Genomic DNA, 19,578 nt, shown 5'->3' with positions numbered 1-19,578 from the left:
TTGATATTTGTGCTAGGTCGACGTTTAGTAAATATCAAAAATAGGTAAAATATAATAAATACTTCACACTAGAGCCATCATGTTAGATCAAATGTTAGGAGCCGCTGTTACGGGTGGTTTGAGTACTTTAGCAAGTAAAATAATTAAGTCATCCGGCGGGGCTATAAGTAAAAAATTAGAACAAACTTTATCTGAAAGGAATTTAAAAACGTTCCGAGAAAGGTCTGAAAGGGTTGGGTATGTTAAAACAATATTAAACCCAGACTCAATAGAGCCTCTAGATAGAATCTTTTTCGAAAACGCGACTCTTTGTGACGGTGATAAAATTGAGACTTTTACTCAATTTAGTCGAAAACATGTATTAGTTGAAGGTGGTCCTGGGCAAGGGAAATCATTACTCCTTAGGCGGGCTTGCATCAATGAAAGTGAAAGCAGCTCTTACATTCCTATCTTTATAGAGTTCAGGAATCTTGCTTACTCTAAATCTCTCAAAATAGAAATTATTGATGCAATTAATGAGTTAGGGGTTCCGATTGAAACTTCCGTTTTTGATTACATTGCTAAAAAAGGAAATGTAATCTTATTTTTGGATGGTTTTGACGAAATCCCCAATGATAAAAAAAATAAGGCAGCTCGAGACCTTGAAGCGTTAGCCAGAGTCTTCCCAAACTTGCGACTAGTTGTGAGCTCTAGACCAAATGCAGGAATGGGTGGGACTGTTCATTTTTCAAAAGTGAAATTGGACCCAATGACTCTTACGGTTCAAACTGAATTTATTGATCACCTTTACAAAAATTCGAAAGAATCTGAGAATATAAAAAATCTTTTACTCAACAGTCCGTTTTTATCTGAAGTTACAACTTCACCACTCTTGCTAACCTTGTTTTTCATAACTTACAACGCAAGGCAATTTAAACCTGACAGTCTTTCTGAATTCTACAGTCTTATTTTTCCAACCATGCTGTATAGGCACGACAGAATGAAAGTGGGGTTTGAAAGGCATAGACGTTCGGGTCTCACAGACTATCAAATGCAAAAAGTATTCGATAGCTTAAGCTTCCTTTCATTACATGAGAACAATACTCGATTTTCAGCAGGCCAATTCCGTCAATACTTGGAGTCAGCATCAAAGTTAGAAAGGCTCGGCGATAATCTAGAAGATGATTTAATGTGCGACATATCGAGCATCACTGCTTTGATTGTCAGTGATGGATTTGATTATTACTCATACACACATAAAAGTATCCAAGAGTACTTTGCTGCAGTTTTTATACAGCGGTTGAATGAAGAAAAGAAACAAAAATTTTACAGTAAAGTGGTGCTTGATATAAATGAATTTAGGAAGTGGCAAAACGTACTTAACTTCCTAGGAACAATTGATGAGAGAAACTACACTAAATACTTCCTTATTCCTTACAAGAGAAGTGTACTATCCCTAAACGACAAAAATAACATTTCAATTAGTTTTAGTTCGCTGTCACGTTTTGTTGGCAGTAACACTAAGGTACTCGTTAATGAAGAAGGAAAGTTAGTACAAACATTCTGGGAAGATACTCTCATCAATTCTTTGTACCCTGAATATGCCGAGCATGCTCAAAGTAGTTTAAATGAGTTTATAAGTTCAATTTCACTCGAGATTGCGGAGATGCTTTCTTATTGTGACGAAAGTGATTATGAAAAATTTCAAACTCTAGATAATTGCTTTGCTGTGCAACTTGAATTTCTGATTGGTTACTTGGACAACAAAAAAGATTTATGTGATTTTATTTCAGAGAAATTTGAACAAACACACTTCAAGCGAGATGTGCTTAGGTTAGAGTCTGAACTTGTCCATTCGGATGATATGATGAATGAGATATTGCCATTTTAGAGCAAGATTTGAGATAAAAAGAAAAAGCCCGAGTCTATCGGGCTTTTTGTCACTACTTAAACTTATGTTTACTTGGAATCCACGGAGCAGCTTTACTGCGGCGTCCACCTCGAAAAGGCAGTAGATTATCTTTAGCGGGTTGCTTGATTGGATTATCAATGCGGCCATGTAATTCAACAAGCTGACGGTGCTCATCACGCCAATGCACAAAGCTGTCCAATTCCTTTGGGCTAAATTCTCGGCTTTCGGGTGTGATGAAGACACCACGAGCTTCATCAATTCTAAAACCACGCCAACGAATATCATTAGGTAAATAGCCAAGCGCTTTAATCAATAAAAGCTTTTCAGCCATTGGGTTTATCGCAACGGTGCCATCTAGCCAGCGACGAACGGTCGCAACATTGACATGAAAGTACTCAGAGCCTTCACGAATCGAATTGAATTCACGCCAGAACAATTCCTTGAACGAATGATGAAACATGAAGTGCCTCACAAAGTGGTTAGCGGACAAAAAATAATTTTCGGCTATAAAAAGTAAAACCGAACGCGACATTTTGCAGCGGTCCATTTTTGGGGTGCAAAACGATAACTGTCAGAAGTTGAACACTGATAACCATAGCTAACTCAAATGACTTGAATAGACACCAAGTGGAATAATGCGTGAGAGTTATCAAAGACTTACAAAAACAAACCCAAAGTTTTTACTAACCATTTCAGTATGTTAAAAATCGTTACCTCACTGCGTATTATGTCTGATTATGTTTAATGGTGCATATCTTATAAATTCAGTGCAACCTCTTGTATTTAGAGGTTTTATCATTGAAGTATCGCGAAATGAGTAAGAATTACATTTTTCGAGAGTTAGAATGCCAAATGACAAAGGAAGAGGTTGCTGAACTGTGTTTTAAATCTGTGAGAACTGTCACAGGTTGGGATGAGGGCAATCCAATTCCCCCCGAGTGTAAAAGGCTCATGCGAATGGCTAAAGGTCGAGAACTAAGCATTAGTGAAGATTGGATACAGTTCAAAATGTTATATGACAGAATGGAACTACCAACAGGCCAAATAGTGAGGCCGCAACAAATATTAGCAGGGATTGCGTTGTTGGGGATTCAATCAGAGTTAGAGATTAAGACTTCAACACACCTACTTGGATTAGCTAGGGCGATAGCGAATATTAAGAAATAGGGTTAGAAAAGTATGGTTTTCCTAGAGTGGGTTCTAAGTTGAATGACCGCAATTAACATGATGTGATTCTTATAGGTAAACTAGCTGCGACTGGAACATCTAATTCCTTGTATGGGTATCCAGTCCTCCTTTTTGGTCATATCAAGGAGAAAGAAGCCGGACTCATTGAGTTCGGCTTTTTTACAAATAGAGTTTTTAAATCACATTAATTACTTTATATATCTTTGACACCTGACATTTTTGCGATAAAGAAAGCTAATTTTTTTTGTAAGTCTCGGTTGGCCGATATTGATTCATCATAAGCTGTAATGTGGTCAACACCGTACATGTTTACGCCCTCGTCAAGATCATCATTGATACGTTTCGCAACGTTTAATGCTTCGATTAAATCTCTATCCATAAGTAATCCGTACACCTCTAACGCGTATTCACGTTTATGAGAAAAATCTTGATAAACATTATCAAGGGGCTTAACAAGAGAACTGGAAATCTTGTGGTCGTAACGATCTGCATATTCACAATTAAGATAGTACTCAGAAGCTTTTATTACATCTGAAAGTGACTTACTCAACCCCAACAAAATTGGTTTATTTATATCCCATAGGCGGTCTCTACGCTGTTGCTTTATCGAATTGAAATGAATGATAGTAGCGATTACAGTTGCAAACGCTATGACAATGTTGGTGATAACTGGCATGTTAATTTCAACATTGTTAGTAAGTAGTAAGACAAGGATTGTGAACCCACCAAATAAACCAACCATGCAGCCAACTAAAAATTGAAACATCTGTGCTCCTATAGCTATATGAATAGCGATTTACGTTACTTGCCGTAACAATTGAATTTGGATACATTTAATACGGTTAATAAACTCTTTAAAGATACTTTCGAAGTTATTTTCGCCATTGAAGTGACAAGCTAGATTAACATTAAGGGCAGCAAGATTAGGCTGATTAGATATCAACTGTCCTTCGATAAACTCAAGTTCAAACCCATCTGAAGTAAGACCATCAAGCTTGTTAGTCATAAGAATCAATGACTTTAAATCGTAAAAAATCTCACCTTCTATAGGGAATGCTGTATCTCTATTTATGTTGGATATAGCTGGGTAAGGTTCTAGTACATAATATTTTCGTATTAACTGGCTCATAGTTTCTGCATGCTGACTCATCTTTTTTAAGTGGATTCGTTCATCTTGGTTAGGTATAGAAAGACGAGCAAAGTTCGATTCAAGCGATGGATTGTTGATTAACCTAAGCTCATTTAAGCACACTCTACCAAACAGCTTACGTACGACGTTGTTTAGCTCTGCCAACTCTAATAATAGATCTCTCAACGTTTGTTTCTGAGCACTAATCGTATCCTTAAGAGTCCAATAAACATAAGCATGGTACGCAAAAATAAAGCCTACGATAGTACTCACATTCGCAAAGAAAGATATCGTCAAACTCAGGTTGGTTCCGAAAAAATAGCCAATACAAGAACCGATGAGTAAAAGTGTAAAAATGCAATAATAAATACTGAAGTATTCGAAATTGCGATTCTTCAATATAAACATGTTTAATCGGTTAATTAGATTCATTCATACCTCTCCAAATAAAAAATACTTATAACACCTAAGTTTGAGAAAGGGTACGTTATTAAAACACCGAGTCATAATTACTTGAAAAAGACTAGTCCGTATAGCGCTGATAAGTTGGTCGAATTTACCCCCGTGATACAAAACGAGGGTGAGGGCAATCAATTTCATTTTTCAGCTTTTGGTAAATGTTCTCAGAGTCATAAGTCCAAGAAGCTTTGAAACGGATTAGCTTGTGGTGTCCATCAAGAGCTTCATTAACGTATTTATCGCGCTTTTTTCGGTCAGCTCGTTGATGAGAACGATCATCTAGTTCAATTACGCATATAACTTTGGTGGTGCTATCAGTTACAACGAAGTCCATGCGCTTTGCCCAAGTTCTTGAATTGTTTTTCCATTCTACAGGTTGAATTAATGCCATTAATGAGGTTTGGCAATGAATCATGTAGTCATCAGGTAAGGCTTCTCTTAGGGCGATATAAAAATTACGTTCATTTTTTGAAGTTAGGTACTCCGAACGCTTATGCTCAACCTTGTTCGAGAATACATCGGTTCTATTTCTTGTAATCGACAGCTTTTTTTCAGTTGTACAAGGTATTGGGACATTGTCTGAACGCGGTGACTGAGGTCGTCGAATTGGTTCAACTTTAGGCTCTACTCGATGTGTGGTGTTTGTCTTGTTGGTCCATGGGTCTTGTTTAGGAGTATCTTCTGTAAGCTTATAGACGACATAGCCGATTGCTAGTAGTCCAATCAATAATGTAAACACAATTCCCCTCCTTAAAATGATCAACAAGTAGCATACTGGTTTCACATCTAAGGGTATAAAGGTTTTGTATTATAGTGTTACCGAAATCCAATAATTCGATATACGTTATTAGGAATATCTAACGCGCTACGCTTGTTTGCTCCTTTATGCTCTACAAGCAAGCTTATAGCAGCAGAAAGCGAGCTGGATTAAAGAATCGTAGTCTTAATAACGACTTTGAGTTCTTTTTTGATTTGGCTTGTACCCTCAGAGCGGAATAGGCCACCAAGCAGGGGAATATCCATAAGTAAAGGCACGCCTGAAACGGACTTTCGTTCCTCGCTCGATATGAGTCCACCTAGCGCGATTGTTTGTCTATCTCTAACCTTAACAACAGTTTGCAAGGTTCGTTTGTTGGTAATGATATCGGAAGCTATAGCAGAGTTAGTAACAGAGCTAGACTCTTGATTGATGATCAATACAACATCGTCACCAAGGACATGAGGCACAACCTCAAGAGAAACGCCGACGTCTTGACGTTCTATGCGTTGGATAGTGTTACCACCGTCTGTAACTTCACTGGAAGTAAGGAAAGGGACGTTTTGACCTACCGTAATATAGCCCTTTTCCCTATCCATAATTAACATGTTAGGTCGTGATAATAGCTCAGTGTCTTCACTTGATTGAACGGCCTTGACTAGTGCCGAGAAATCGCCGCTATCATAGAAAAGTAAGTTATCAACTGCTTTATCAATGGCGATTGGCTGAGTAATGAAACCAGCGTTATCCAGTGCTAATTCCAAATTTACACCAAACTCCTCACTATCATCAATCAGCGTTTCAGTAATGATAGCCTCAATGAAAACTTGTTTTTGAGGTCGGTCTATCCCTGCTATGAGTGCATCAATTTTTGTTATTTGGTCGGGGGAACCAGTCACAATAATAGAATTGGTCGTAGGGAGAATTTGAACATCATAATTAGAGTTAGATTGCTTCTGTGTCGTTTGCGCTTGCGTTGCTCTCAACATCGAATTAACAAGCTCAGTGACCTTTGTGTTTCTGACATTTTGAAAACGGTAAAGCTTAACGACTGGCGGTTCTGTAGGTAAAAACGTATCAGTATCAACGGACACGGTATACACACCGTTTGAATACCCGAGTTCGTAACCATGAGAGCGCAAAACCGAATCGAAAAAGGATGCGTACTCAGATTGTTTAAGTTCAGGGGCGGTAAAACTAACTTTACCCGTCACACCTTGACCAAGTACAACGGTTTGCCCCGTATAGGTAGCAAACCATGATACAAACTCAGCGATTGGAGTGTCGCGAGACTCAAATACAGCCGGAGCAGATGCGCGAACCGGAAGTGATAAGCAAAAGGTGATTAAAAGGATTACACGAAGCATTAGCAATGTACCTCATAAGAAGTTGTACCACTGGATACAGATACGCGGCAGCTAGAGAAAACAGTCACATCAAACCCCATCGAACGGAGTTCAACACTCGTTATGCGATTACCCGATTTATCCAACTCAAAAGACGGCAATTGATTGGGCGGATTCCAAGCGCTGACAATCCGATAACCGTCCAATAGGTCTTTCAGTTGGTCAGTGTCCTGTTTTGTTTCAACAATCTGAACCGTTGTTTCTGGCGTTTCTGGCATCAGCAACATAGACATTCCAAGCGTCAGTAAAGCGCCAAGGGCGAAGCAAAGAAAGCGTGAATATTTACGAGCGTGAATTTTAGTAAGTCTCATAATATTCCTTAAATTGTAAGGGACAGCATAACGGCCGTGAGTGTAGTAGGGAGGAAGAACGCTATAAACACCGTCCTCATAGTTAGAGCGGAACATCTGTTTAGTGTCGTAAGCCGTGTATAGGTCTTTACCAAAAAACACCCACTTATCAACCGTGAGAGAGTTTTGATTATCGCCATACTTAACAATGCCAATATGGAGTTTTGGAAAAGGTACGCGGCCTTGACCAAGCGTTAAAATCCATATAAGCGTAGATATAATAGGAACTGTCATTCTATCCAAACGACGGCAAAAAACAGTGTGTTCAGCCAGAGCAAGACGCGCTTGTTTATCAACGATAGAGATATCTTGAACAATGAAAATTACATCCCAACCAAGTTTTCGAATATGCAAAAGGTGATCAATTAGCTTTTGTCGGTTCTTATCGTTCCACGTTCTAGAGTTGAACCAGGTGCCGCATTCATCAAGAACAATTAGCCCGTCCTTTGTGACATCATAACTTTTATTAGCAGAGCCGAGCGCGGTCAAATCCTCAACGACAGGCTTATCAGGGATACGATACAAACGCGTATTTTTCTTTTTAGCGCCTAACATTTCTTTGAGGTTGATATCTAGATTGGTAGCAACTGGAACGCCGCGCTGAAACGCCTCCCGTATCTTACCAACAGCGGTAAGAGTTTTACCGGAACCAAGCTTACCCGTAACAAAATAAACGCTAGCCATTACGGAGCAATCCTTGTGACCGCGTACACTTGCCATTCCCACGCCCAACGCATAACACGAGCGCTTAAAATGGTACTGGCGCAAGGAACGGCAACATCTGGAACAAAGAACCCCCAAGCTTGTGATAAAAATGGAGGCACCAAAAAATGCAAACCCGTGAGCATGGCATAAATAGCGTAACTGGTAGCCGTAGCCATACCTATAATCATTGTGACAATGGTGAGGTTAATAGCCATTTGCTTTGTAAATTTGAGAAAGAAAAACTCAAACACTTTAGTAGCAAGGCCACCAAGAAAAGCAGCTAAAGCGGGCAGGGATAAGGCACTACCCACGCTAGATAAAATAGGAAGTAAAGCAATAGCCATTATGCAAACCTCGTTGCTGATGGTTTACGGCCTAAAGGTGTAATGCCATCCAGTAAAATATCTGTGAGTGTCATAAGCGTATACATGCCAATCAAGAAAGAGAGAATGAGCTTTATTTTCTCGCTAACCTCACAACCGATAGAATAATTTTTCCCGTTAGCCTCAAATGTCAAAGGGGAGCATGAATCGTTGTAACCAAGCGCATTTAAAAGCACGTTAGTTGAGTTATTCATTATTGATTCATTTTCATCATTCAAAGGGCTATCTATAACGTCTTGAATAAAGCCCTCAATTAAACCATGACTATCATCAATGGTGTCATTAGTTGCTGAATCCATTTGATAAAACAAATCACCAATATAAGATTCATCTAGACCGTGGGGATTTTCACAAAAATTATTAGTTGCATCAGGAATACATTGCTCAGGCAGCTTCGAGGCAAGCTCTCCAATAGCATCAGTTAAAGCACCTGTTTGTTCACCTAGAGCGCCCGTTAAAGCGCCAGTTTGAGAACCTAACGCGTCAGTAACACTAGAAGCACCCGCAGTAATAGCGCCAGTTTGCTGTAGGGCTAAATCCTTATTAGCCTGATATATCTCATAATCTTGATTCATTTGATCAACAACAGATTCGCCTATAGCGGTATTCGTAGCATTAAGATTTGATAATGAATTATTAATATCAGTAAAGCCGTTGTTTAAATCTGTACTAAGAGCCTTGAAACCCTCGTTAGAATCTCTATTTGCATTCTGAATAGCCTCCAATACAGCCTCATCTGTAGTGTCAGTTGAAGTAACTTCGTCAGGCTCTGGCTTATCAAAAGTAGGGCCATCAGGATTAGCAGTAGGGCCAGAACCCGGATTAAAGCCACCACTAGGCGGTGTAATATCATCAGTTGGATCTAAATCTTGAATACAATCCGGCCAACCGGGGAAACCGATTGCACACTTATCTGACTGAGTGCAGCGAGTCTCTAACGATTCAAGAAAATCAGAACATTGATAAGAGAAAATACCGCCCTCAGCCGCACAAGATTGTTCAGCCTCAAATAATGATTCAGTTGTTGATTCTCTGTCACAAAAAGCAGGAACATAGCATTCGTTAGTATCAGGATTTAATTCAGAGGGAGGGGAACAAATAACCTCTTCTTTACACTCACCGCTAGATTCATTAAAGGTTTGACCAACTGGACAACTAGAAACAGCACGAATATAAAATGCAGTTCTTTCAGGGTTTCTACCTGGTAGGGTAAGAGATACCCAACCGTTACCATAGGGAAAGCCTACGCCAGTAACATTAACTCCATGAAGCTGACTATCAATACAAGAATTTTGAATGGCCGATTTAGATGCAGTATGGCCATTGGAAAAACCACAAGCCTCATAGCTCACATCCTCAATCTGATAAAGTTGAGCAGCAAAAGAAAAACTACAAAAACAGAAAAACAAAAAGAAAACTAATAAAAAATTTCTCACACCACCCCCCCAAGAAATCAGCAAAAGCATTAGCAAAAAAAAAGGGAGCAGAGTCTGCCCCCTTTATTAATACTATTAAGTTGCTTTGTTTGCCGCTTTCTTGAATAGCTTGATACCAACAAAACCAACAACAACGATAGGAACAATTGTCCAAGCCATTGCAATGTAATCCGTTGCGGCTGTAGTCATTGCCGTTGCAGCCGCTTCGGCCTCAGTTGAAAGAGCAGCGTTAGCAGAGCCAACCATTAGAGAAGAGCCCGCAACAACAGCGACTTTTGAAGCGTGACGCTTAACGACGTTCATGTATTTCATAGGAATGATCCTTTTTTTAGAGTGATTAAATAAAATTAACTAGATACTTCAGCTGCTTTCTTGAAAGTTAAGAAAGTAGCTCCGCACACGTACCCAAAGACGGAAGAAGTCAGGAGGGCACCAATAACAAATTCAATTGTTGGCATTAGCGTTGCCCCCCATACATGCAACCAAGAAGAAAGCAGACCATAAGACCAACACAAAATTGCATGATGTAACTCGTTTCGTTTAGTGCATAAAGCGCGTCAAATTGGTCAGCAGTCATATTGATTAACCTTTTGCTTTCGGTAAGTCGAACAAGTGGAAGCCGTTTAACGCAACGTGCTTGCCCTCATCATTACCAAAGCTAAATTCTTTGTATTCAACGTTAAATTGCATACGTTGACCGACACAAGATTTCAGCACTTCACCTGCTTTTCCACCGTTCCAAAGCTCAGAGGAGATCTTTACTTCAATAGTGTTGGTCGGATTAGTGGTGATTAGTTTCAACTTACCCACAGTCAAAGCTTCACCCGTACCACGGGCGGGTTTAGTTTCTTGAATGATATCGGTATCGTCTAAAATTAAGCCTTCGAGTTTCATATTGTGTTTCCTTTCTTGACGTAAATTTTTTGGTTAAAAGAGAAAAAGACAGTTATTGACACAAGTCCAAGGAACCTAATGGAACGTGTCCGGCGGGGCTGCGCCCACCGAACACGCCCCATGAGGTTCTAAAGAGCCAAAGAGAACAAGTGCCTCTATCTCATCCATACGGGCTAGGTGCTTCTCGTATTGCTCATACTGGCTATCTAGCATGTATTCATATTCTTTCTCGCGTTCCAAAGCATCAAACCAGTCCACAGTTCCAGACATGATTTTCTGTTGGGAAGCGATGAATTTATCTTTGTTTTCAACTTTCCAAGACTTGAAGCGAGTAATCACAAGAACGTCACGGAACATCAGGCCAGAGATACGGGCTTGAGCGGCGTCACCATAGCGAGTCGTAGAGTATTCACCACCGGATTCGATGAGCTTTTCAATAGTGTTAGTCACTTCATAAGCAGCCTTAACCGTTTGGTCTTTGCGCTTGACGAACACACCACCCATGGCATAACAAAACGCTTCCCAATCACCGGCATCCGCAGCCCTGCGAACGTTTTCTAGTGTTAGATGTTCTTCGTTGTTTAAGTCTGAAAACATGGCGTCTTCCTCGTTAAGTTCTTCGCGTAAGCGTCTAAGCTCACGCCAAACAGTGACAGAAGCACCGCCTATAAATTGAAATTGTCTAATACGATTCACACGCGCCCAAGTGACCACGCGCTCAGCAGCTGCAATGCCATCTAGATTTGAACTGCGGTCTTTGTCGATATGCTTACCGTCCACGTTTTTACTCACGTACTTAGCCACGTAACCAACAGCCGAACCTTTACTAAAATCAATTAGCTCTGATTTGAAACGGTACTTTTTAGCGCCTGATTCGTTAGGTGTATCAGCAAGGGCTAGGCGGTTAAATTCTGATGTAACAAAGGCGCGGTGTTCTTTTTCCATAAACAGCAGCATATGGTGATGCGGTGTGCCGTCTTGATGAGGCTCGACAATGCGCATGCCATAGATTTTGATATCGTTCTTATCTAGAATTTTACGAAGCGAAGACCAACCGCCAATCAAATGATCATGTGATTGTTTCGCGTCCGGTCGTCCTGCTTTTTCCCATTTGGGATTAGTCACACCACCAGAAATAGCGTGAAATCTTGACGGAGCAGTAACGGTATAAAAAACCGCGTCATGGCCTGATTTTTTAGCGATGTTTTCGAAGCCATTTAGACGGGCGAACATTTCATTACGTCTTAATTCTGGATTCGAAACTGATTTAGCCGACAACTCAGAAAGAGTAAAAAACGTTTGAGGGTCGTTCTCATCAAATGCCACTGTTTTATCCAGTGCAATCTCATTTGATTTCATACGGTCACGGTGTCTGCGAACTGAAAAATCAGAGCAGTAAATTTGCTTATGACGTTCAACAAGTGCCAAGTCTCTCGCCACTTGTTCAACTTCATAAGCACACTTTCTACGTAACTGGCGAACAAGCCAGTTGTTATCAATCGCACGAGCAACAAGAGAATGAAGCTCATTGTTCGATTCAGCTTTTTTAATCGCATCCTCACGAAAACCAAGACCAAGAGAGGCTAGAAGTTCAACGCAAGTTTCAAATTGTGTTTCAACATCAGGAAGACTCGAAACGATGCGTCCGAACTGCTTAGATTTGTTTTCCGCAAGCTGGCGAATATCATCATCCGGCATTGCCGCGCTGTAACCGTTTTTAGTCAGCCGTTCGTGAGCGCGGTGTAAAGCATAAGCCGCTTCAATCTCTTCCTTTTGCTTACACATATCTTTATAAGCACGAAGCATATGACGAGTAAAATCACCGTTACGCTTTAGGCCAAACGGTAAAGAATTACAAAGCAATGGAGCAGGGTGGTATGAAGCAGAAGAAAGCCCTGTCACATCATGAGCGTAAATTTGATGATTTAACGCAGGAACAACCGAAGCAGCCAAAGGATAAGCAGGGCGCGTATGGTCTTTGTATGAAGACAAGTAATCAAAACGGTTGTCATGGATACGGTCAGCCGTTGCCCATGATTGAGCTTGAACGAAATCAATCATTTCAAAGCTTTTTGTTTTGAGGTCAAACACACGTTCGTAAGCCATGATTAATCTCTACTAATGCTTTGTTTTTGACGATTAAGCGAACCAATTTCAGATAAAAGAAAATCTCTTTTAATCTCTAAATTTCGAATAGTTCTCGTTAAAAGCAAGCGGTCAATCCAATCAAGTAAAAACGAGCAAGCGCGGCCAAAGACTGAGCAAGCAATTACGATAATAATTAGGGCTTGAATAAGACCGTCTAAATCATCGGAAGTTAATTGATAAACGATAGAATCCATATTTAAGCCTCAATCACTTTTGCTAGAGGCCAAACACGAGACAGATTATTTAAAGCAAAGTTAGCGTCATGCTTAGTCATTGGCAGTGCATTAGATTTTGAAACGGTGATAACAGGAGTCAATTCCGGTTCAGTCAGAAGATAATGAGAAAGGTAGCGAGGAAGAACACCAGAGCAAACTTGAATAATATACATAACAATCACCTTGACTGATTATTGAGTTGGGATTGACCGTCTAAGCCGAGCCGTAAGCGTCAAGGGCGAACAGCCCAGACCTAGACAGTCAAAATACTTAAATAAGTAAATTTGGTTCGTTGATGAGGATTATAGGCACGAAAAGTTGTGCCTGTTAAGCACGGAAAATCATGCCTAATCAGCTAGAATGTAGCTAAAGGGAGAATGTCTTATGTATCAAAATGAACTGTTAGACGCCTACAAAAAGGCTCAAAACTACGTACAAGATAAGCAGATTGCACATGATTTGAATCTGCCTAGACAACGGATTGGTGAAATGCGAAAAGGAACTCGCTATATATCTGATTCAGAAGCAGTTTTTCTTGCGGAAAGCGCAGGAATTGATCCAGAGATGGCATTGCTTGGTTGTCACGTTGACCGCAACGAAAATCCAGAGATTAAACAGCTATGGGAACACATAGCAAAAAAGTGCAACGGGCTAGGATTAAAAGCGATTTCAATGACTTGCGCGGGATTAGCACTGATGACAGCCACCCCAAATAAAGCACTAGCTAACTGCGTATTATGTATATTATGTTAAATTGAGTTTAACAAGCATAGTATTAGTCTCTTTCTATAACGCCCCATCATTCCATTAGGCTTCAAATTAGGAGTCTATTTAACAGTGAGGCTATTTACCATAAAATACCTAATAAACATATTTCCTAATCTTCGATTAAGAATACGTTTATTAGATCTCAAGCATCAGTCTATCAATTGCCTCGGTGATTTCTTTGGTTCTCACTGGTTTGGTAACGAAATCATTCATACCAGCATCTAAGCAGGAATATTTATCTTCTATTGATGTGTGTGCTGTTAGCGCGACGATTGGCGTTTGAATGTTTGCGTCTCTCATACATTTGGTTGTGGTCAAGCCATCCATTACTGGCATAGAAACATCCATTAAAATAATGTCTATCGAATCATTGCCTCTTTCAACAAAGCCAATCGCTTCCTCACCGTTGCTTGCAATAAATACTTCGTGACCTTGTCGCGTTAGGATCAGTTTGATTACCATCTGATTCGTTGGGTTGTCTTCGACAACTAATACTGAATAACGGCTTCTTAGTTCTTGTGCACATTCATTCTGTTCGTCGTTTACGAGATCGTTAATTACTCTGGTAAGTACCGGCAACTGTACTTCAAATTTCGAGCCTTTGTCCGGTTCACTTTCTACAGATATACGCCCACGCATGAGTTCAACAAGTCGTTTCGTGATGGCCAAACCCAAACCGGTGCCGCCAAATCTACGAGTTATTGTGCTATCGGCCTGAATGAACGGACTAAATAATGAAGAAAGTTTCTGTGAACTGATACCAATCCCGGTGTCTTCAACTGTTATGTAGAATGAACTCTGTCGGTATTCAATAGAAACATGAACATGTCCGCGGTTAGTGAACTTAATCGCATTGCCAATTAGGTTAAAGAGAATCTGTGCCAAGCGGCTCGGGTCAATATAATGAAGTTCACCTTCAGGGATATCGCTGGTCACGGTGAGTTGAAGCCCTTTTTCGTCTGCTGCTTTTATTTGTTCAGATAAAACAAAAGTTACAGTGTCTCTAACATTGGTCCATTGAGGTGCAAGTGAGAAACATCCCGATTCTATTTTGGAAAAGTCCAATACGTCACTAATGATCGCTAATAGAAGCTCAGATGATGTGCTCATATTAAGCAGTATAGATTGTTGTTCTTCATTTAACTGTGTGGATTTTAATGCGTCAATCAATCCTATAATAGCGTTTAAAGGCGTTCTCAGTTCATGGCTCATCATAGCTAAGAATTCAGACTTTGCCTTGTTCGCTCGTTCCGCGTCTTTTCTTGCTGTAACAAGCTCTGCAGTACGTTCTCGAACAGTGGCTTCAAGCTTTTCTTTGTTCTCAATATCGAAAACAGCACGCTCTATCAGTGGTCGAAAACGGTTTAGGGTTGCTTTGGTCTCAATACTAAAGTGCTTGGTGTTGGAATGGACGAAAATAATAACAGATTGTGTCAGCCCACTATCAATACCTGTAATGAGAACTGAATTAATTTGGTCGAGAACGATGGGATGCAAAGAGTTGAATTCACCCAATGATTTGGGTTCAAAAAGGATGGCACATTCTCCGTTGATGACACGCGATAGCTTGCCACAATCAGTCCACAACATCTGTTCGAAGACTTTGTTATTGGTCAGCAGGGTTTTGAAATCACCTTCCTTCCCTACCCTTGATACCACAATAAAGTCATCAAACTTAATGTATTTTTTGAGTACATATTCCAAGCTTGAGAATATCTCTGATATGTTACTTGCCTTGCTGATCGCAGAGATAGTAGACAAGATCACTCTATTCTCTTCAGCCAGTTTACGCTCACGGGATTTTAGCTTTTGCAGTTCAATACGAGCTTCTTGCAGTGCTTCTTGACCTTCAGAACTCATTACTTTTTTAACCTATAGAAAGTTGCAGATGACACCATTAAATTTCCGTGTGCATTTTCGCCACCAGAGAGTCTTCCTTGCTCGCCAAAAGTAAATGGGCAGATGTATGGCAGCCCATTAAGTGCTTGATTTATTTGATCGCAAACCTCGTCCATGTCTTGTTTCAGATGTAGCATAGGTCCTGCACAAAATATGTTGATAGCGCCTAATTTTTCCTCGAGATCCATATCATTATAGTAAGAAGAATGGATTATGTTTGCAGCTCGGCTGATTAACTGTTGCTTAGAACCTTGCATCAAATAAATAGTATCGCCCTTATTGATGTCAGTGAACAGCTCGATTCCATTGCATTCTGTTTCTCTAATTGAATGTGATAATTTGAAATATGGATAATCGTATGAAGAACCGACTTTTCTGCCCAGTGGATAGACAGAGGATTTTTCGAAAATATATCCATCATCGCTACCGCCTAAATGGAAGTTTGTCCATTCGTTGTAAACGGTTGTGGCCGGCCGGTGGTCTATTTCCAGCAAAATTCTGTTTCTTACTTTGGTCACTATACCTGAATAACCAGTGGGAGTATGACCAGCACTGAAGGATGAGTAGATAGATTGAGAGGCAAAAATGACGGTTAGTGACACGCCATTGATAGAGATCGATTCTTCAGTAAATATGCTCCAATTTCCAGAAACCTGGTTGTCGGCAGCGCTTCCACCAATAATAGGCACCTCAGTACCGAATTTCTTATCGATCGCTGTCATCACTTTTTCTTCATTGCCAGGCGTCGAGTGAAGCAAGATGAGGTCGGGTATTTCACCTTCTCGATTGGCGTTCTGTAGTGCTTTATCGATGGCGTTGAAGGTACTGTGCTCTATGGTTTCACCAAAGTGCTCAATACCAGTACCATAAGCGTTGATCCCTGAGTCATAGATGATAAGTACACCAATCACAGGTCCAGAATGGAACCCAGTTTCGGTCATGATACCGTGGCAGGTGGTACATCCGTGTATCGGACTGTTTGGAAGAGCATCTACTAAATAGCGCTGTACAGCGAGCGTCGAGTACTCTTCTGTGCAGTAGCAAATAAGACAAGCAATTTCCTCGGCGTTTTCGACCCCGCTGAGCAACTCATCTATCGCGATGTTTTCACTTAAGGCATAAGAGACTTTTGATAGAAATTTCATAGATTTCTGGAAACTTTATTAATGCACTCTTTATAACACTTAAATGCATTGTGTTTCACTGATTTGGTACATATTTCTATCAAAAGAACCGAGGAGTAACTCAGTTTTGGCCTTATTACTCTTTTGAAAGGTTTACAGAAAACGTACTTACCTGTTGTGGAAATGTAACTGTTATTGAGGAGGTCTTAGCACTAGTTTGTAAAAGCCAATTGGTTGGGCTTTTTTCTTCTAAAATTTCGCTTCCATTATTACTAATGATAAATTTGCCAGTTTCAGATGTTTCAATTGAATACCCTAGGCTATCACCCGAAATCAAAACATTATGTTTATCAATACCAAATTCACAAGGTTTTGAAATTATACAGTTCACCGTCTTGTCGTTGTTGTATGTTACTGTTCTCCAAGTAAATGCAGCTATTAAAATAACCAACATGACGATAATTTGAACAAGCCTGCCCTTTGTTAGCTTTTGTGCCGCCATTATAATCTTTACTCCTTGTTACAAAGTTCAAAGTTTTTAAATAAAAATCCAATTCCAGACCAAGCGTAAGGTTACTACTCTGTCATTGATTTGTTAATTCAAGTATAGTGTCGCGTTGAAAATGCCACTTTTTTTTAAAATCAGCAAGTGGAAATAAAGCCCTGAATAGGCTGAATTTCCTTTTCTAATTTGGGTGGCATTACGACGTGAGTCGTGTTGGAAGTAAAGTGTAGTAAATAAGAAATTGGAAGCATGCAAATGAGCCAAGAAAAGCAGCTTGAACAAAACTACAACTATACGGTCGTCCGTCAATTTACCCTCGTTACAATTTTGTGGGGTATTGTCGGTATGGGCGTTGGTGTTTTGATTGCCGCTCAATTAGTTTGGCCACAGCTAAACTTTGATACGCCGTGGCTGACGTACAGTCGTTTACGTCCCCTGCATACTAATGCGGTTATTTTTGCGTTCGGTACAAGTGCGCTGTTTGCAACATCATATTATGTTGTACAACGTACCTGTCAGACGCGTCTCTTTGGTGGTCCTCTCGTAGCCTTTACCTTTTGGGGTTGGCAAGCGATTATCCTGTCCGCTGCAATTACTTTACCGTTAGGTTTAACCTCTGGTAAAGAATACGCAGAACTTGAATGGCCAATCGATATTGCTATTACTCTTGTGTGGGTAGCTTATGCGGTCGTGTTCTTCGGAACCATGATTAAGCGTAAGACATCGCACATTTATGTAGCTAACTGGTTCTTCGGAGCCTTCATCATCACGGTTGCCGTGTTGCACATCGTTAACAGCCTGGCTGTTCCTGTATCTGCGTTTAAATCGTACTCGATTTACTCCGGTGCGATCGATGCAATGGTGCAATGGTGGTACGGACACAATGCGGTAGGCTTCCTATTGACAGCTGGTTTCCTAGGTATGATGTATTACTTCGTCCCTAAACAAGCTGGTCGCCCTGTTTACTCTTACCGTTTGTCGATTGTTCACTTCTGGGCTCTTGTGTCATTGTATATCTGGGCTGGTCCTCACCACCTACACTACACTGCACTTCCAGACTGGACTCAATCTCTAGGTATGGTTATGTCTTTGGTACTGTTTGCTCCATCTTGGGGTGGCATGATCAACGGTATCATGACTCTATCTGGTGCGTGGCATAAGCTACGTTACGATCCGATCCTACGTTTCCTAATCGTTTCTCTATCATTCTACGGCATGTCGACTTTCGAAGGCCCTATGATGGCAATTAAAACGGTTAACGCACTATCTCACTACACGGACTGGACTATCGGTCACGTTCACTCTGGTGCGTTAGGTTGGGTTGCTATGGTTTCTATCGGTTCGGTTTACCACTTAGTTCCTAAACTATTTGGTCAAGAGCGTATGTACTCTGTATCTCTAATTAATGTTCACTTCTGGTTAGCAACGATTGGTACGGTTTTCTACATTGTTGCAATGTGGATTTCTGGTGTGATGCAAGGTCTGATGTGGCGTGCAGTTAACTCTGACGGTACATTGACTTACAGCTTTGTAGAGTCTGTAGAAGCCTCTTACCCGTTCTACTTTGTACGTTTCTTAGGTGGTTTCATCTTCCTATCTGGTATGTTCTTATTGGCATACAACACGTACAAAACTGTTTCAGCACCTAAAGATAGCCTTAAAGCTATCCCTCAACCGGCTTAAGGAGATTTAGAATGAGCTCAAATTCAAATAATCGCCATGAGTTGGTCGAGAAAAACGTTGGCTTACTAGCGATCTTGATCGTTATTGCTATCAGCTTTGGTGCTTTAGTAGAAATCACCCCTCTTATTTTCCAAAAGCAGACAACAGAACCTGTAGAAAACCTACGCGTTTACTCTGCTCTGGAAATGGAAGGTCGTGATATCTATATCCGCGAAGGTTGTAACGTATGTCACAGTCAAATGATTCGCCCTTTCCGCTCTGAAACTGAACGTTATGGTCACTACTCTGTAGCTGGCGAAAGCGTTTGGGAACACCCATTCTTATGGGGTTCTAAGCGTACAGGTCCTGATCTGGCGCGTGTTGGTGATCGTTACTCTGATGAGTGGCACCGTGTTCACCTTCTAGACCCTCGAGAACTTGTTCCTGAATCAAACATGCCTGGTTTCCCATGGCTTGCTGAGAACGTACTTGATGGCAAATTGACTAAACAGAAGCTTGAACTCTTCCGTAATCAATTTGGTGTTCCTTACACAGACGAACAAATTGCTAACGCTAAACAAGATGTTGAAGGAAAAACAGAGATGGATGCAATCATCGCTTACCTTCAATCGCTTGGCCACGCAATGAAATAAGGAATA

At 40.6% G+C, this 19,578-nt stretch carries 21 protein-coding genes; 5 read left to right on the top strand and 16 right to left on the bottom strand.

Annotated features, from left to right (window positions below; all coding sequences use genetic code 11):
* Window positions 1-79 precede the first annotated feature (79 nt).
* Window positions 80-1,870: an NACHT domain-containing protein gene (locus tag ACFI6G_RS02835; protein WP_462710128.1), complete on the top strand. Its 1,791-nt coding sequence runs from the start codon at window positions 80-82 to the stop codon at window positions 1,868-1,870.
* Window positions 1,871-1,922: 52 nt separating this feature from the next.
* On the opposite strand, the gene ACFI6G_RS02830 is transcribed toward ACFI6G_RS02835, so the two are convergent.
* Window positions 1,923-2,351 carry a phage protein gene (locus tag ACFI6G_RS02830; protein ID WP_462710127.1) on the bottom strand — a complete coding sequence of 143 codons (429 nt, stop codon included), beginning with the start codon at window positions 2,349-2,351 and terminating at the stop codon, window positions 1,923-1,925.
* Between the two features lie 338 nt (window positions 2,352-2,689).
* Here ACFI6G_RS02830 and ACFI6G_RS02825 point away from each other — a divergent pair, with 338 nt between their 5' ends.
* Window positions 2,690-3,058, top strand: coding sequence for a regulator (locus ACFI6G_RS02825; protein WP_462710126.1), 369 nt, complete (start codon window positions 2,690-2,692; stop codon window positions 3,056-3,058).
* 214 nt (window positions 3,059-3,272) lie between these two features.
* Here ACFI6G_RS02825 and ACFI6G_RS02820 read toward each other — a convergent pair whose 3' ends face one another.
* From ACFI6G_RS02820 to ACFI6G_RS02765, 12 genes are all read right to left on the bottom strand, one after another.
* Window positions 3,273-3,845 carry a hypothetical protein gene (locus ACFI6G_RS02820; RefSeq protein ID WP_462710125.1) on the bottom strand — a complete coding sequence of 191 codons (573 nt, stop codon included), beginning with the start codon at window positions 3,843-3,845 and terminating at the stop codon, window positions 3,273-3,275.
* Window positions 3,846-3,875: 30 nt separating this feature from the next.
* Window positions 3,876-4,640 carry a hypothetical protein gene (locus ACFI6G_RS02815; protein ID WP_462710124.1) on the bottom strand — a complete coding sequence of 255 codons (765 nt, stop codon included), beginning with the start codon at window positions 4,638-4,640 and terminating at the stop codon, window positions 3,876-3,878.
* 124 nt (window positions 4,641-4,764) lie between these two features.
* Window positions 4,765-5,406 carry a DUF2726 domain-containing protein gene (locus tag ACFI6G_RS02810; RefSeq protein WP_261382786.1) on the bottom strand — a complete coding sequence of 214 codons (642 nt, stop codon included), beginning with the start codon at window positions 5,404-5,406 and terminating at the stop codon, window positions 4,765-4,767.
* Window positions 5,407-5,594: 188 nt separating this feature from the next.
* Window positions 5,595-6,791 (bottom strand): secretin N-terminal domain-containing protein, encoded by a 1,197-nt coding sequence (locus ACFI6G_RS02805; RefSeq protein WP_146446900.1) that lies wholly within the window; start codon window positions 6,789-6,791, stop codon window positions 5,595-5,597.
* Entirely contained in the window at window positions 6,791-7,864 is a 1,074-nt protein-coding gene (locus ACFI6G_RS02800) for a zonular occludens toxin domain-containing protein (RefSeq protein ID WP_462710123.1), read from the bottom strand. Before ACFI6G_RS02800 ends, ACFI6G_RS02805 begins: the two co-directional genes overlap by 1 nt.
* The gene (locus tag ACFI6G_RS02795) at window positions 7,864-8,229 is read right to left on the bottom strand and encodes a DUF5455 family protein (protein ID WP_146446898.1); all 366 of its coding nucleotides are present in this window, start codon (window positions 8,227-8,229) and stop codon (window positions 7,864-7,866) included. Before ACFI6G_RS02795 ends, ACFI6G_RS02800 begins: the two co-directional genes overlap by 1 nt.
* Window positions 8,229-9,704: a hypothetical protein gene (locus ACFI6G_RS02790; RefSeq protein ID WP_462710122.1), complete on the bottom strand. Its 1,476-nt coding sequence runs from the start codon at window positions 9,702-9,704 to the stop codon at window positions 8,229-8,231. The genes ACFI6G_RS02795 and ACFI6G_RS02790 overlap by 1 nt, the downstream gene beginning before the upstream one ends.
* Window positions 9,705-9,779: 75 nt before the next feature.
* Window positions 9,780-10,016, bottom strand: coding sequence for a major coat protein (locus ACFI6G_RS02785; RefSeq protein ID WP_462710121.1), 237 nt, complete (start codon window positions 10,014-10,016; stop codon window positions 9,780-9,782).
* A 270-nt stretch (window positions 10,017-10,286) separates the two neighbouring features.
* Complete coding sequence (locus ACFI6G_RS02780; protein WP_171387080.1) at window positions 10,287-10,598, bottom strand: chemotaxis protein; 312 nt, start codon at window positions 10,596-10,598, stop codon at window positions 10,287-10,289.
* A 75-nt stretch (window positions 10,599-10,673) separates the two neighbouring features.
* Complete coding sequence (locus tag ACFI6G_RS02775) at window positions 10,674-12,704, bottom strand: replication endonuclease (RefSeq protein ID WP_462710120.1); 2,031 nt, start codon at window positions 12,702-12,704, stop codon at window positions 10,674-10,676.
* Window positions 12,705-12,706: 2 nt separating this feature from the next.
* Window positions 12,707-12,940, bottom strand: a complete 234-nt coding sequence (locus tag ACFI6G_RS02770) for a hypothetical protein (protein ID WP_102277897.1) — start codon at window positions 12,938-12,940, stop codon at window positions 12,707-12,709.
* 2 nt (window positions 12,941-12,942) lie between these two features.
* Entirely contained in the window at window positions 12,943-13,134 is a 192-nt protein-coding gene (locus ACFI6G_RS02765) for a hypothetical protein (RefSeq protein WP_016785243.1), read from the bottom strand.
* Between the two features lie 211 nt (window positions 13,135-13,345).
* Here ACFI6G_RS02765 and ACFI6G_RS02760 point away from each other — a divergent pair, with 211 nt between their 5' ends.
* Window positions 13,346-13,714: a DUF3693 domain-containing protein gene (locus ACFI6G_RS02760; RefSeq protein WP_102277898.1), complete on the top strand. Its 369-nt coding sequence runs from the start codon at window positions 13,346-13,348 to the stop codon at window positions 13,712-13,714.
* A 150-nt stretch (window positions 13,715-13,864) separates the two neighbouring features.
* Here the strand turns inward: ACFI6G_RS02760 and ACFI6G_RS02755 are convergent, their stop codons facing one another.
* From ACFI6G_RS02755 to ACFI6G_RS02745, 3 genes are all read right to left on the bottom strand, one after another.
* A complete protein-coding gene (locus ACFI6G_RS02755) occupies window positions 13,865-15,589 on the bottom strand; it encodes an ATP-binding protein (protein ID WP_010440805.1) in 1,725 nt (574 codons plus the stop codon).
* Window positions 15,589-16,773, bottom strand: coding sequence for an FIST signal transduction protein (locus tag ACFI6G_RS02750; RefSeq protein WP_016767202.1), 1,185 nt, complete (start codon window positions 16,771-16,773; stop codon window positions 15,589-15,591). The genes ACFI6G_RS02755 and ACFI6G_RS02750 overlap by 1 nt, the downstream gene beginning before the upstream one ends.
* Window positions 16,774-16,888: 115 nt before the next feature.
* Complete coding sequence (locus tag ACFI6G_RS02745; protein WP_016767203.1) at window positions 16,889-17,254, bottom strand: hypothetical protein; 366 nt, start codon at window positions 17,252-17,254, stop codon at window positions 16,889-16,891.
* Window positions 17,255-17,506: 252 nt separating this feature from the next.
* Here ACFI6G_RS02745 and ccoN point away from each other — a divergent pair, with 252 nt between their 5' ends.
* Together ccoN and ccoO are read left to right on the top strand one after the other, a co-directional pair.
* The gene (ccoN, locus tag ACFI6G_RS02740; RefSeq protein ID WP_008221953.1) at window positions 17,507-18,940 is read left to right on the top strand and encodes a cytochrome-c oxidase, cbb3-type subunit I; all 1,434 of its coding nucleotides are present in this window, start codon (window positions 17,507-17,509) and stop codon (window positions 18,938-18,940) included.
* Window positions 18,941-18,951: 11 nt separating this feature from the next.
* The gene (gene ccoO / locus ACFI6G_RS02735; protein WP_016767204.1) at window positions 18,952-19,572 is read left to right on the top strand and encodes a cytochrome-c oxidase, cbb3-type subunit II; all 621 of its coding nucleotides are present in this window, start codon (window positions 18,952-18,954) and stop codon (window positions 19,570-19,572) included.
* The last annotated feature ends 6 nt before the right edge of the window (window positions 19,573-19,578 follow it).

It is taken from the genome of Vibrio sp. PSi01 (genome assembly GCF_054960695.1).
The sequence above is the reverse complement of the archived record's forward strand: the minus strand, read 5'-3'. Positions and strand labels throughout refer to the sequence as shown.